Origin of the sequence: Lysinibacillus sp. FW12, assembly GCF_050817245.1 — a bacterium.
In the GTDB taxonomy this organism is placed as follows: domain Bacteria; phylum Bacillota; class Bacilli; order Bacillales_A; family Planococcaceae; genus Lysinibacillus; species Lysinibacillus irui.
This window is the reverse complement of sequence record NZ_CP139094.1, coordinates 2423654-2437414: the sequence shown is the minus strand read 5'-3', so window position 1 is coordinate 2437414 and position 13761 is coordinate 2423654. Positions and strand designations below refer to the sequence as shown.

At 38.7% G+C, this 13761-nt stretch carries 12 protein-coding genes, 1 pseudogene and 1 other annotated feature; of the genes and pseudogenes, 10 read left to right on the top strand and 3 right to left on the bottom strand.

Features of this window, described 5'->3' with window-relative positions; genetic code table 11:
* Window positions 1-74 precede the first annotated feature (74 nt).
* The 3 genes from SJW71_RS12485 (at window position 75) to SJW71_RS12475 (ending at window position 1714) form a co-directional block, all read left to right on the top strand.
* Entirely contained in the window at window positions 75-395 is a 321-nt protein-coding gene (locus SJW71_RS12485) for a DUF1033 family protein (protein ID WP_274797165.1), read from the top strand.
* A gap of 222 nt (window positions 396-617) precedes the next feature.
* Window positions 618-818 (top strand): cold-shock protein, encoded by a 201-nt coding sequence (locus SJW71_RS12480; RefSeq protein WP_004230088.1) that lies wholly within the window; start codon window positions 618-620, stop codon window positions 816-818.
* A gap of 410 nt (window positions 819-1228) precedes the next feature.
* Window positions 1229-1714 (top strand): YkvA family protein, encoded by a 486-nt coding sequence (locus SJW71_RS12475; protein ID WP_322605101.1) that lies wholly within the window; start codon window positions 1229-1231, stop codon window positions 1712-1714.
* 46 nt (window positions 1715-1760) lie between these two features.
* Here SJW71_RS12475 and SJW71_RS12470 read toward each other — a convergent pair whose 3' ends face one another.
* Together SJW71_RS12470 and SJW71_RS12465 are read right to left on the bottom strand one after the other, a co-directional pair.
* Window positions 1761-2582: a S1C family serine protease gene (locus SJW71_RS12470; RefSeq protein ID WP_341386202.1), complete on the bottom strand. Its 822-nt coding sequence runs from the start codon at window positions 2580-2582 to the stop codon at window positions 1761-1763.
* Window positions 2583-2639: 57 nt separating this feature from the next.
* Window positions 2640-3275 (bottom strand): hypothetical protein, encoded by a 636-nt coding sequence (locus tag SJW71_RS12465; RefSeq protein WP_322610863.1) that lies wholly within the window; start codon window positions 3273-3275, stop codon window positions 2640-2642.
* Window positions 3276-3443: 168 nt separating this feature from the next.
* Between SJW71_RS12465 and SJW71_RS12460 the strand changes: the two genes are divergently transcribed.
* The 5 genes and pseudogenes from SJW71_RS12460 (at window position 3444) to SJW71_RS12440 (ending at window position 7541) form a co-directional block, all read left to right on the top strand.
* The gene (locus SJW71_RS12460; protein ID WP_274797170.1) at window positions 3444-3914 is read left to right on the top strand and encodes a DinB family protein; all 471 of its coding nucleotides are present in this window, start codon (window positions 3444-3446) and stop codon (window positions 3912-3914) included.
* Between the two features lie 80 nt (window positions 3915-3994).
* The gene (locus SJW71_RS12455; protein ID WP_431810938.1) at window positions 3995-4558 is read left to right on the top strand and encodes a TetR/AcrR family transcriptional regulator; all 564 of its coding nucleotides are present in this window, start codon (window positions 3995-3997) and stop codon (window positions 4556-4558) included.
* A 19-nt stretch (window positions 4559-4577) separates the two neighbouring features.
* Window positions 4578-5813: pseudogene (gene fabF / locus SJW71_RS12450) on the top strand (beta-ketoacyl-ACP synthase II).
* 108 nt (window positions 5814-5921) lie between these two features.
* On the top strand, window positions 5922-6668 hold the full coding sequence (locus SJW71_RS12445) for an alpha/beta fold hydrolase (protein ID WP_431810937.1): 747 nt from the start codon (window positions 5922-5924) through the stop codon (window positions 6666-6668).
* Between the two features lie 129 nt (window positions 6669-6797).
* Complete coding sequence (locus tag SJW71_RS12440) at window positions 6798-7541, top strand: amidohydrolase family protein (protein WP_322605206.1); 744 nt, start codon at window positions 6798-6800, stop codon at window positions 7539-7541.
* A gap of 48 nt (window positions 7542-7589) precedes the next feature.
* Here the strand turns inward: SJW71_RS12440 and SJW71_RS12435 are convergent, their stop codons facing one another.
* Entirely contained in the window at window positions 7590-9194 is a 1605-nt protein-coding gene (locus tag SJW71_RS12435; RefSeq protein ID WP_274797175.1) for an ABC-F family ATP-binding cassette domain-containing protein, read from the bottom strand.
* Between the two features lie 636 nt (window positions 9195-9830).
* On the opposite strand from SJW71_RS12435, the gene SJW71_RS12430 reads away from it, so the two are divergent.
* Both SJW71_RS12430 and argS read left to right on the top strand, forming a co-directional pair.
* Window positions 9831-11714 carry an FAD-dependent oxidoreductase gene (locus tag SJW71_RS12430; RefSeq protein ID WP_274797176.1) on the top strand — a complete coding sequence of 628 codons (1884 nt, stop codon included), beginning with the start codon at window positions 9831-9833 and terminating at the stop codon, window positions 11712-11714.
* Between the two features lie 81 nt (window positions 11715-11795).
* Window positions 11796-12014: a binding site (T-box leader), on the top strand.
* Window positions 12015-12058: 44 nt separating this feature from the next.
* Window positions 12059-13732, top strand: coding sequence for an arginine--tRNA ligase (gene argS, locus SJW71_RS12425; protein WP_322605105.1), 1674 nt, complete (start codon window positions 12059-12061; stop codon window positions 13730-13732).
* Window positions 13733-13761: the final 29 nt, after the last annotated feature.

Below are 13761 nucleotides of genomic sequence, written 5' to 3'. Positions count from 1 at the left end.
AAAAGTATGTATAATAAGGTAATAATAGCATAATTCAGGTGGTTTTAATAGACATTTCAGATGTGTTTGATAAAATGAAAATATCTAATGACAGCAAGGAATGGGCAAATATGTATACAATTATTTACATGAAAGCGGACTATGAGCCTTGGTGGAAATTTGAAGGTTGGGAAGCTTTTATTCAAACAGAAGATACATTTGAAACAAAGGAGCTCTTTGAACGAGCTTTACAGCAAAAATTAGCACAATTTCGTTCCTCATATGACAATGAAGTGGCGAAGGAAGGGCAGTACTGGGCGTTTTGGTCTGAGGATGAAAGCTTTTATTGTGAGGCTTGTGATGACGATGCACAAGTATATCATGGGATAATTGCGTGTAAAATAGAAGAGAAGTAAAATAATTTTGAAATAAAATAAAAAAAGATTTTTTCTTTATTTGACAAAATTATGAATGGCGTTTATACTTAAGTTAACAATTTAATTGCTTCACCGGAAACATGAATTCACATATTACAAAAAGTGATCGCGTTAGTTCGGTACTCTTTGTAATATGTGAATTTTTTCAATCGCTGAAGAAATTACATATTGTTCACTTTTATTTTTTGGAGGTTTTCTTAAATGAAACAAGGTACAGTAAAATGGTTTAACTCAGAAAAAGGTTTTGGATTCATCGAAGTTGAAGGTGAAAACGACGTATTCGTACACTTCTCAGCTATCCAAGGCGAAGGTTTCAAAACTCTTGACGAAGGTCAAAAAGTGGAATTCGAAGTTGTAGATGGCAACCGCGGACCACAAGCTGCTAACGTAACTAAACTTTAATTCTCCATAATTAAAATTACTTTCGTTAAACCCAAGACATCCTATGCAAATAGGATGTCTTTTTTGTATCATTTGAAAGTTTATGGATTACAAATCTAAATTTAGGTTAAATATAAAGTAGGGGTAGATAGCTTTAGCAAAGTAGAGGATAGCATTGTAAAAGTGAAGGATAGCCTTGCCAAAGTAGCGGATAGTTCCTCAAAAGTGGCGGATAGCCTTGCCAAAGTGAAGGATAGCTTGGCCAAAGTGAAGGATAGCTCCCCCGAAAGTAGCGGATAACTGAGCCAAAATGAAGGATAAAGCTACCAAACTGAAGGGTAACGTCCCAAAAACAGAGGGATAACCCCTCAAAATGAAAGAAAAACCCCACAAGTATTCAAGATAGCTTGTAAGATAGGAGGCAGATCAATATGGATAACTTAGAGAAACTACCGGATGAGCAGGAGCAGCAAGATTTTTATCAGAAGCTACGTACGAAATTAGTAGCGTTTCTTGGATCGAAAAAGGGAAAAAGTAATAAGTTTACGCCGTATTTAATGTTTGTGCCTGATTTATTTCATTTATTAGTGAAGACATTAACGGATGCAGGGGTTGATAAAAAAAGCCGTACATTGATAGGGGCGTCCATTGCGTATTTTATATTGCCACTGGATTTGATGCCAGAAGGGTTGCTGGGCTTTGGTGGTTATTTAGATGATATTGTCTTAGCGACATTTGTGGTGAATACGATCATTAATAAATTGGGGCCAGATGTGGTGGAAAAGCATTGGACGGGTGATGACAAGCTGTTACATGTGCTGCAAAAAGTGGCGGAAGTCAGTGATGAGGTAGTGAGTAAAATTCCTGTTAAATCGCCTATTGCTCAGATTGTTAAGCAAGAGAGTAAAGATAAATAATATTATTATGTAAACTAAATTCCGGAATGAACCTGTGTAAGCAGGTTCATTTTTTATGTTGTTCCAGTACATGATGGAGCTGTTGAACTGGTACAAATAGGCCGACACGTCCAATAGGTTCATATTTCATCGTTGCAAAGATAATGCCAATGACCTCGCCATATTGATCAATTACTGGGCTACCACTATTTCCACGATAAACAGGTGCTTGTAACATCACCACTGGTTCTTGCCAATCCTCTAATTGGATTGGTTCGAGTAATGTCCCTTCATTGGCTATACCCGTGAAGGCAAGAGGGTTACCAATAAAATAGACATGTTCATCAGTTGAAAACGGTGGATCTTCAGCAAGAGGAAGATAGGGGAGTTGCTCAGCTTGCACTTGTATTAAAGCTAAGTCGATAGCTGGATAGCTCTCAATTAATGTAGCTTCCATCAGTCCCTCATCTGGAAATACAACAGATAATGTCGTTGCATGTTCTACTACGTGAGCATTGGTGACAATTAGACCATCAGAAGAGACGGCAAAACCTGTCCCTTTACTCGAGCCTGTCGAAATTTCAACGATAGCCTTTTTATACGTTTGGATATCTTCTTGTGCTGAGAGTCGTGTCGACACCTTCATAAATTCAATGGCAGGGATGGAGTAAATTTGAAAAATTAGCGCAAAAGTATTGAAAAACAGCATCAAAGCGATCCCCCATACGATCCAGCGTACAAAAGGTTTTTGTTTCTTGGGTTTCCTACCATGGAAGCGTTCTTCTCGTTCTTGTGCTAATGCTTTTTGCTGCTCCTCAAGTACGAGTTCAATAAATTCTTCTTCCGTCAATTCTTCTTCTTTCGTTGTTGCATTATGTATATCACTCATATAAGACCCCCTTAGCTAAAAAACAGACGCCCAAGCAGGACGCCTGTTAACAGCAAATTACTCTATTTTTTGCAAGGTAGATGTCACCACAAACGGTTCTTCTTGTTCGGTCTCCATCGTATCTTCTGAACGAATTAAGCCTATGCCATGCGCAAAATATTTGGTCGTCGTGACTTTATCATCGGTGCGTGATAGCTGGATGACATTTTGATAGACTGTTGTGCCTGTATGAACAGTGGCTGTCGTTGATTGGATGGTCCAGCCTTGAAAGCTTGTCCCCACTTTTAGGGGCTTTTGCAGAATTGTTTCTAGTACTGGGTAAGATGCAGCCTCTGTCGCACTTGGTAGGCTTGGCTTACTGTCAACAGGTTCACGATAGACTAGGTCAATACTTGAATCGGAAATGCGATAGATTTTTAAAAGAGTTACTCCACCATTATCCTCAATTTGTGCAATGTGTTGTGAATCGAGATAGGAAGTTTGCAGGGTATAGCTGGCAAATTCATTGCCTTCCCCTTGAAAATAGGCGGTTGAGCCATCAGGTGGAAAATAGGATAGAAGTGATGTTTGATCTTGTTCTACAGGTTGCTTGTCCTCCACAGGCAATGGTGATTGTTCTGATTCTTTGTTGACTTCTTCACTACAACCGAAGAATAAAAATGCAAGAGAAAGTACTAGGACATGATGTCTCATAGGCAAACTCCTTTGCTATTTTCTTTCATTATACGTGAATGGGGACGGTTATACGAATGAAAAGAGATAACAACTTATAATATTATTATGTAAACAAAACAAGAAACTTGTAACAAGGGAGAAAATTAACTATGATAGAAATGAAGTTAAAAAATGGGGGGCACACATATGTATAGACATGTAGATGATTTTTTACAGGAATGGTCGAATGCATCTAATGGAACATTAAATGTGTTACAAGCTTTAACAGATGATAAATTAGATCAAAGTATTGTGGAGGGTCACAGTACACTTGGCTGGTTGGGCTGGCATTTAGTCGGTTCAGCAGGTTATTTTAGTTATCTAGCAGGCTTAAACGTGCCATCGATTCGTCAAGAAGATCCAGTACCAACAACAGCTGCTGAAATCGTAGCTGCTTATGAAAAGGTTGCAAACGGTGTAAGTGAGGCAGTCGCAAAGCTTTCAAATGAGGACTTACTAGAAGTTGTCACTGGTTTTAAAGCTCCAATGCCAAAAGGCGCTCTATTACGAGTATTAATCGATCATCAAACACATCATCGTGGACAAATGACAGTCTTATTGCGTCAAGCAGGTTTACCAGTTCCAGGTGTTATGGGACCAACAAAAGAAATGCAATAAGCAATGATGCAGCAGATAAGTAAATAATCTGCTGCATTTTTTTATTTGACACTTACCTACTAGTAAGTTAGTATAAAGCCATGACAAATAGAAAATCACAAATAATTGAATTAACATTAAAGAATATTCAAGAAAAAGGTTTCACATCATTTAGTTATGATCATTTAGCAAAAAAGCTAGGCGTTACAAAGGCAAGTATTCACTATCATTTTGAAAAGAAAGGGGATTTAGGTGTTGCTGTTTGCGAAAGAATTCAGCATGGTTTAGAGGGGGCATATACATTCATTAAAGAGTCTTCTATGCCAGCTGTGGAAAAGCCTTTCGCTTTTATTTTGCGACGTGTACAATTTCTTGAGCAAGATGGAGTTTGCCCGATTTCTGCTCTACAGGCAGACTATCAAGAATTATCACCATCTATGCAAGAAAAGATTCAAGAGCTTAGTCAAATGGAAATCGATGTCTTTGTAGTGTTATTGAAAGAGGCAAAACAACATGGTGCACTGAAATCGACAAATGAGGAGGATTTAGCGTCATTGGCTATGCTACTCATTTCCAGTACAAAAGGTGCTTTACAATATAAACGTGTTTTAGGTGAAGATTTCTTTCAGAAAACGCTGGAGCAATTAAATGAACTATTAAAGTAAATGAAAAGGAGCGATGTCCATGGTACGTAGAGTCGTAGTCACAGGATATGGGGTGGTCTCCCCTTTAGGTAACACAGTATCAGCCTTATGGGAAAACATTAAAGAAGGAAAGTCAGGAATTGATAAAATTCATGCAGAGGAATTTAGCGGGATTAACACCCAAATTGCAGGTACCATCACGGATTTTGATGCAGCGCAATATATGGATAAAAAAGAACTGAGTAAGTATGATCGATTTGTTTAATATGCTATTGCCGCTTCACAGCAGGCTTTAGAGCAAGCAAATCTAAACATGGAACAGGTCGATAAGGAGCGACTAGGCGTATATATTGGCTCGGGTATTGGGGGCATAGATACCATTCTAGCGAATCATCAAGCGTTCATCGAAAACGGCCCAAGGAAGGTGTCACCATTTATGGTGCCGATGATGATTAGTAATATGGCTGCAGGGATACTAGCGATTAAAACAGGCTTTAAAGGGCCGAGCTTTTCACCTGTTTCAGCTTGTGCAACTGGTAACCAAGCCATTGGTGAAGCTTTTTTAGCTATTCGACATGGCTATGCTGATGGTATTTTGGCAGGTGGAGCAGAGGCACCCATTAATCCACTAAGCTTTGCAGGATTCTCACGTATGAAAGCTATGTCTACAAGAAATGAGGAGCCAACAAAAGCGAGTCGTCCATTTGATAGCGCACGAGATGGCTTTGTCATGTCAGAGGGGGCTGGAATCGTGTTCCTAGAGGAATATGAACATGCCAAACAAAGAGGTGCAACCATTCTTGGAGAGATAGTAGGCTATGGAGTTACGACAGATGCTTATCATATTACATCACCGGATTATACGGGAGCTGCCAATGCCATGAATTTAGCTTTAAAAATGGGCGAAATTGATGTATCAGCTGTCGATTATATCAATGCACATGGTACTGGTACGCCAGAGGGTGATAAATCCGAAACAAAGGCGATTAAAAGTGTCTTTGGCAACCATGCCTATCAATTAAAAGTAAGCTCTACAAAATCGATGACTGGACATCTTTTTGGAGCAGCCGGGGGTATCGAGGCGATCATTACCTTAAAAAGTATCATGGAGAATATCATTCCACCTACAATCAATTATGACACGCCAGATCCCGAGTGTGATTTAAATTATGTGCCAAACGAGGCGCTTCATCAAACGGTCAACATTGCTTTATCCAATGGCTTTGGCTTTGGTGGTCATAATGCGGTACTAGCCTTTAAAAAGTTTGAGGAATAAAATAATAGAAAGAGGATGACAAGGATGGTATGGAATTGGATGTTCATACCATCCTTTCTATTTTAATGTATAATTATGGATGAACGGTTTCAGAGAAAGGGGTTTTATATGAAGTACGAACTATATGGAGACCAACAAAGCAATATTACTATTCTTGCCATACCAGCATTAGGGGAACGAACAGAATTTTATCGTCCATTGGCCAAGCAATTAAATGAATTTCGTTGGATTGTTTGTGAACTACCAGGACATAATGGCTATGACACGAAGGATAGTTCGATTATTAGTTATATACATAAATTAAACCATTTATTAGACTCTTTAGCTGTAACAAAAGTTCATTTAGTTGGCGCATCAATTGGAGCGACAATCATACAAGCCTTTTATCAGCAGTACGCGGAGGTTGTTCAATCACTTCTTTTATTAGATGGCGGCTATTATTTTTTAGGTGATCGTCAAGGCTCTCATGAAGAAATAACTTTACAAACAATCGACAATTTTGAAGAGATCAAAACGGCAGTTCACGAATTCACCTATGGAATTGAAGGGCTAAACCCCAAGAATTACGAGCAATTTGAACAGTATTTTTTAGGGAACTATATTCTTGATAAAGGATTTTATAGACATCATTGTGATGTGGCTTCATATAATGCTCTCAGTCAGGAGGTAGAGACAATTAATTATTGTTTAACGAAGCAGCCTACTATCCCAGTAAATTTACTTCTTGCTGAAAATAGCATAGATGAGTTTAAGGGCAAAAAAATAGTGGAATATCAACAACGGCATCCCTTAGCAAATGTTCAAATCGTTCGTAATGGTCATCACTATTTACCTTTAACCCATACGAGGAAGTAACAAGTTTTCTACAAATTAATTTAGCAAGAAGTTTGTAATTATATAAGTTTTTCTTATGATGTATTAGCAGAAAAACAATATTCTTCTTATGACTGTTATGTGTTAAATTGAGGGAAAGGGGGTTGAAAGATGAAAATTTTTGATGCACATTTTCATATTATCGATTTAAACTTTCCGATTAATGAAAATCAAGGATACACACCACCGAGCTACATGGTAAATGATTACCTAAAGGCAACTAGTCATTTACATATAGGGGGAGGAGCCATTGTTTCAGGATCTTTCCAAGGTTTTGACCAAGCCTATCTAGTTAAAGCATTGACACAGCTAGGTCCCTCATTCTGTGGTGTGACGCAATTACCGTATACTGTGACGGATGAAGAAATAGTAGATTTACATAACAATGGGGTAAGAGCATTACGCTTTAATATTAAACGAGGTGGCTCAGAGGATGTATCTAAGCTAGATCGCTTTGCTAGAAGAGTGTATGATTTGGTAGGCTGGCATAGTGAATTGTATATCGATGCTAAATCGTTACCGGATATTGCTTCAACCATTGAAGCATTACCCGCTATATCTATCGACCATTTAGGGCTATCGGAGGAAGGGCTTCCTCATTTAGTCAAGCTAGTGGATAAAGGCGTACGGGTGAAAGCGACTGGTTTTGGACGTGTGGAACTCGATGTCAAAAAAGCTTTACAAACTATTTATAACGTCAATCCAGATGCGCTTATGTTTGGGACTGATCTGCCATCCACAAGAGCAAAACGTCCTTTTAATAATGCAGACATAGAATTGATTCAACAGCTTTTTGATGAACAGGCTGTTGCTAAAATTCTCTATCAGAATGCGATGCAATGGTATTTCAAATAAATAATAAAATCCTCTACCTAATGATCGGTAGAGGATTTTTTATAGAAATTAGCTTAAGCCTTGACTATCTTTCCATTCTAAAAATTCATCATATGTTAATTGCTTATCTAAAATAGAGCCGTCTTCACGGATTTCGATGACACGGTTCGCAATTGTTTGGATGAACTGATGGTCATGAGATGTGAAAATCATAGCGCCTTTGAAACGAATTAAGCCTTCATTTAAAGCTTGAATTGATTCAAGGTCAAGGTGGTTCGTTGGTTCATCTAGTAAAATAACGTTTGCTGTCGCAAGCATCATTTTTGATAGCATACAACGTACTTTTTCTCCCCCTGATAAAACAGAAGGTGATTTTTTTACTTCCTCGCCTGAGAATAGCATGCGTCCTAAGAAACCACGTAGGAAGCTTTCTGTTTCATCATCAGGTGAGTATTGACGTAGCCATTCAACTAATGATTTCTCAGAACCCTCGAAGTACTTATCATGATCGTTTTCGAAGTAGCTTTGAGATGTTGTGACACCCCATTTAAATGTACCAGCATCCGCTTCTCTTTCTTCCATTAAAATATCAAGAAGGGCTGTTTTTGCCATAGGGCTACCAAGTAAAACGATTTTATCTTCTTTGTTCATAGAAAAACGAATATCTTTAAATAACGTTTCGCCATCTTGAGTAGCTGTAAGGCCATCGACTGTTAAAACATCATTACCGATTTCACGGCCAATTTGGAAGTTGATGAATGGATATTTACGGCTTGATGGCTTAATATCATCTAGCTCGATTTTATCCAGCATTTTTTTACGAGATGTCGCTTGCTTCGATTTAGAAGCATTCGCAGAGAATCGTGCGATAAACGCCTGTAATTCTTTAATTTTTTCTTCTTTTTTAGCATTTTGGTCTTGTGCCATTTTTTGTGCTAATTGAGAAGATTCATACCAGAAATCATAGTTACCCACATATAATTGGATTTTAGAGAAGTCCAAGTCCGCAATATGTGTACATACTTTGTTTAAGAAGTGACGGTCATGGGATACAACAATAACTGTGTTCTCAAAGTTAATTAGGAATTCTTCTAACCATTGAATAGCCTTTAAGTCAAGGTGGTTGGTAGGCTCATCGAGTAAAAGAACATCAGGCTGACCGAATAATGCCTGTGCAAGTAATACTTTGACTTTGTCAGAGCCTTCAAGGTCACCCATCAGCATGTAGTGAAGGTCATCTGAAATACCTAAACCGTTTAATAATGTAGCTGCTTCTGAGTCAGCTTCCCAACCGTTTAGCTCTGCAAATTCACCTTCTAGCTCTGCTGCACGCATGCCATCTTCATCTGAGAAGTCTTCCTTAGCATAGATCGCGTCTTTTTCTGTTTTTACATCATAAAGGCGCTTATTCCCCATAATAACAGTATCAAGTACTGTATGCTCATCGTATTCAAAGTGGTTTTGCTTTAGGACGGATAAACGTTCGTCCTTGCCCATTGATACGTGACCTTCCTGTGCTTCAATTTCACCAGAAAGAATTTTTAAGAATGTTGATTTACCAGCACCGTTTGCTCCAATTAAACCGTAGCAATTTCCTGGTGTGAATTTTATATTTACGTCTTCAAATAGTTTACGATCGCCATAGCGAAGACCTACATTACTAACTTGAATCATGCAAGTTCCTCCTTTTTTCACAATGGCTCTAGTATATCATGAAATATGTTCCATAGTCTATAAACATTATTAAATCAAGGTTTTGCGTTCTTTCAGCCTATTTTGTTAAACATAAATTGAATAAAGATACAATTAAAAAGTTTTTCTTGATGTAACTTTCTGCAAAGTTGAGACGTCTATATTGTTGTACGATTAACTATTCTTGAAAAAGAATAGAGAAATGACATCATTTACCATGGGGATTTTGGTTGCTTCTTCACAAAGATATCGACTAAAATAATGCTGACTGTTATCAGGTGAACTTAGGTTTCTAATCACAACATGTGTATGTACATAACCCCGTTTGGAATGCCAGCTGATCGTTCCCTTCGATCATTCATACTATTTTTATGCGATTACTACAATTGTCCAATTGGTTGACAAAAAGCATCCAATCCTCATTAATCATTGTATTCATTGATATTAGTAAATCAATTCACATAGAAAAGTTCCGTAGATTAGGTGTGTTTTAATGTACGGTTAAGAGGCTTACATTTGTAGGCAAATGTAGAAATTAGGACATTCAGCTCTTTCAAGAGGTGGAAATGATGATAAAATAAACATGTTTATGGAAAAATTAACTATTGGAGGTACTTTATGGGTAAGGGCTTATTATGGACAGCCACTTGTGTAATAGTAGTTTTACTAGGGTTTGGAAGCTACTATTTTATTAAAGAAATAACAAACTCTATGGCATACAATAAATTAGTGGATGAGTATAAAAAGCCAGAACCAATAAACAATATAGAGGCAGACTATGATGTGATCGTTATTGGTGGAGAACCTGAGGGGGTAGCAGCTGCAGTAGCTGCGGCTCGCAATGGTGCGAAAACATTATTGGTAGAAAAACGACAAGAGCTTGGTGGTTTATTTACATACGGAATGCTGAATTTCCTCGATATCCCTCGTGATGGCCACAATAACTCGATCAGTAAAGGTATTTTCAAAGAGTGGCATGAGCTTGTCAAAGGGAATGACGCTTTTGGCATTGTCGGTGCGAAGGCAGCCTTTAAAAAACTAATTGATGAAGAGCCAAATTTAACCTTATCAGTGCAAACCGAGGTATTGAAAGCGAATGTGAATCAACAGCAAGTAACCTCAGTCGAATTAAAAAATGCGTACGGTACATATGTTGTGACGGGGAAATCTTTTATAGATGCCACACAAGATGCTGATTTTGCTGCAATGTCGAATGTTCCTTTCTTTGTAGGTGGAGAGGATATTGGCATAAAGGATAAACGTATGGCTGTGACTTTAATGCTGCATTTAAAAAATGTAGATTGGGATGAAGTGAAAAAAGCAGCGAAGTCTGACGTATTTGGCGGAGCCAACTTAAATCATACGGTTATGTGGGGCTTCACAAAGCTACATGATGAATACAAGCCTATACAAGAGGGCACGAGATTAAGAGGGTTAAATTTAGCGCGCGTCGATGATGAATATTTTATTAATGCCTTACAAATCTTTGGCATTGATGGCTTGAATGACAACTCCAAACAAGCGGCCATTGCGGCAGGTAAGAAAGAAACGTTACACATTCTTAAATATTTACAGGAAAATTTCCCTGGATTTGAAAAAGCGGAAATTGTCAGCTATCCAGAAGAGCTGTATGTGAGAGAAACAAGACATATTTGGGCCGAATATCAATTACCAATGGCTGATCTTTGGAAAAATAGTGATCAGTGGGATAGTATTGGAATTGCCTCATACCCAGTGGATGTGCAAGCACAGACACCTCATGACTATGGCTACGTCATTGCTGCACCAAAGCAATATGCCATTCCTTTCCGTTCATTAGTACCGAAGGATATTGATGGCTTGCTAGTGGTTGGACGCTCAGCCGGTTATTCGTCACTGGCAGCTGGTAGTGCGCGTATTGTGCCTACCGGAATGGTAACAGGTGAAGCGGCTGGTACTGCGGCTGCACTAGCTTTGAAAGAGAATATCAGCTTTAGAGACATGAGCAAGGATAAAAAGCTTATTGCCTCTTTAAGAAAGCAGCTCGAAAAACAGGGAGCTTATGTTGATTCATTTTCTGTTGAGTATCCGTATCAAGGAAAATGGTATGATGAAGCCATTCAAACACTCATTAATTACGGTCTTGTAGTGGGTGGCTACGAAAATGATTTAAAAGTCGATAGTAAGGCAACAAAAATTAAGTTTGCTAAAATGCTAAAAGAGAGTATGCTCCGTGCTGGTGGAGAGAGTGCCACAGCTAAGAAGGATCAGCTCGAAATTGTCATTAATAAAGTTTATAATAATGGTGATGAAGCCATTATGAGAGATGAAATGGCACAATATTTGGCTGACGTTCTTTTAGGCAAATCCGATGCTACTAGCTGGGATACGTTGATTGAAAAAGGAATCGTCACGGAAAAAGTGGCGAAGAAGGTCAAAGAGAATAAGAATTTAAAATTAAAAGAGATGTACGCCATCATGGCCGATGTCATTCACTATGTAGAAAAAGAACGTTCCTCCTGATGAGGAGCGTTTTTTCAAAAGGAAAATGAAAATCATATTGACGCCAACTAGAAAGTCCTGTAATATATGTCAAAATCATAAAAAAATTCGATGAAAAAGAGAGTAGTTGATGGGACAGCTGGCAAGCGAGTTAGGGATGGTGTGAGCCTAATACAGAAACCATGAATGAAGCGCACTTTGGAGAAGATTCTCGAACTAGTAGTAGAGAATAGCGGGGCGTCACCTCGTTAACAACGGAAAGTGGTCATAACAATGGCAACTAGAGTGGTACCACGGGATTACTATGCTCTCGTCTCTAATTTATAGAGACGGGGGCTTTTTTATTTGAACAGGAGGATGGGAAAATGAATAAACAAATTGCTAAAAGTATTGCAGAAGTTTTTAATCAACAGTTATCGGTGGATGAGATTGAACATTTATTAGAAAAACCAAGAACTTTAGAGCTTGGGGATGTGGCATTTCCGTGCTTTACGTTAGCTAAAACATGGAAGAAATCACCGCAAAGTATTGCCGCAGATATAGCGAATCAGTTAAAAAGTGATGACATCCAGCGTGTGGAGGCTGTGGGTGGCTATGTCAATATTTTTTTGAATCAACAGCAAGTGACGCAGCATGTGTTAAGCAATATCCTGCACGAGAAACATTTATATGGCACCAATCAAACTGCCATGGGACGCGTCGTGTTAGATTTTTCATCGCCCAATATTGCGAAGCCTTTCTCCATGGGACATTTACGTTCAACGGTCATCGGCAATGCATTAGCTAATATTGCTACGAAAAATGGCTATCAAGCGATTCGTATCAATCATCTAGGTGACTGGGGCACCCAATTTGGTAAACTCATCGTGGCGTATCATTATTGGGGTGACAAACAGGCCATTACAGCATCACCGATTGAGGAGTTATTAAAGATTTATGTGAAGTTTCATGAAAAAGCAGAGCAAGATCCAACACTAAACGAACAGGCACGTGCAGCCTTTAAAGCGTTAGAAGACGGCGATGAAGAGGCACTCGCATTATGGCAGTGGTTCAGAGATGTCTCCTTAGTAGAGTTTCAGACAATCTATCAGCTACTGGGCATTGATTTTGATGCCTTTACGGGAGAGGCCTTTTACAATGATAAAATGACAGCCGTTGTGACAGAGCTAAAAGATAAAGAACTCTTAGTAGAATCAGACGGGGCATATGTAGTTGAGTTAGACAATATGCCACCGTGCTTAATTACAAAAACGGATGGAGCTACGCTTTATGCAACGCGTGACTTAGCTGCAGCCTTCTATCGTCAACAGCACTACCAGCCAGAAAAGATTTTCTACGTGGTCGGTAATGAGCAATCACTACACTTTAAGCAACTATTTCAAGTCATCGACAAAATGGGCTATGCTTGGGCAAACCATCTACACCACGTACCATTTGGGATGATGCTTAAGGATGGTAAAAAAATGTCTACACGTAAAGGCAAAGTGGTGTTGCTTGCTGATGTGCTCAAAGAGGCTATTGCAACGGCCAAGCACAATATTGAAGAAAAGAACCCTCATTTACCAAATAAAGAACAAGTAGCACAGCAAGTAGGGGTAGGTGCGGTCATTTTCAATGATTTAAAATATCATCGCCAAAATGATATTGAATTCTCAATCGAACAAATGATGAATTTTGAAGGAGAAACAGGGCCATATGTGCAATACACCTATGCACGTCTGTGTTCCATTTTAGAAAAAGTCGAGGTACCATCACATGACGTGACTCTCGAAGCATTAGGTGAGCAGGCTTGGCCGATTATTTTATTATTAGAACAATTTCCTAACGTGGTGGTCACAGCTTTTGAACAGGCAGATCCGTCGCTAATAGCAAAGTTCGCGTTACAGCTTGCACGTTTATTGAATAAATATTATGCACAACATAAAATATTAGCCGATGATGCACAACAAACATCACGTATAGCACTATGTTATGGTGTCGCAATCATCTTAAAAGAATCGCTCACTTTATTGGGCATCGAGTCACCTGCAAATATGTGAGGTAGCACGATCATAGATTGTCTTGTCAA

Coding starts and splice junctions, on each gene's coding strand:
- SJW71_RS12475 (WP_322605101.1), top strand. CDS start 1,229: ATGGATAACTTAGAGAAACTACCGGATGAGCAGGAGCAGCAAGATTTT.
- SJW71_RS12445 (WP_431810937.1), top strand. CDS start 5,922: ATGAAGTACGAACTATATGGAGACCAACAAAGCAATATTACTATTCTT.
- argS (WP_322605105.1), top strand. CDS start 12,059: ATGAATAAACAAATTGCTAAAAGTATTGCAGAAGTTTTTAATCAACAG.
- SJW71_RS12465 (WP_322610863.1), bottom strand. CDS start 3,275: ATGAGACATCATGTCCTAGTACTTTCTCTTGCATTTTTATTCTTCGGT.
- SJW71_RS12435 (WP_274797175.1), bottom strand. CDS start 9,194: ATGATTCAAGTTAGTAATGTAGGTCTTCGCTATGGCGATCGTAAACTA.
- SJW71_RS12430 (WP_274797176.1), top strand. CDS start 9,831: ATGGGTAAGGGCTTATTATGGACAGCCACTTGTGTAATAGTAGTTTTA.
- SJW71_RS12455 (WP_431810938.1), top strand. CDS start 3,995: ATGACAAATAGAAAATCACAAATAATTGAATTAACATTAAAGAATATT.
- SJW71_RS12485 (WP_274797165.1), top strand. CDS start 75: ATGAAAATATCTAATGACAGCAAGGAATGGGCAAATATGTATACAATT.
- SJW71_RS12480 (WP_004230088.1), top strand. CDS start 618: ATGAAACAAGGTACAGTAAAATGGTTTAACTCAGAAAAAGGTTTTGGA.
- SJW71_RS12470 (WP_341386202.1), bottom strand. CDS start 2,582: ATGAGTGATATACATAATGCAACAACGAAAGAAGAAGAATTGACGGAA.
- SJW71_RS12440 (WP_322605206.1), top strand. CDS start 6,798: ATGAAAATTTTTGATGCACATTTTCATATTATCGATTTAAACTTTCCG.
- SJW71_RS12460 (WP_274797170.1), top strand. CDS start 3,444: ATGTATAGACATGTAGATGATTTTTTACAGGAATGGTCGAATGCATCT.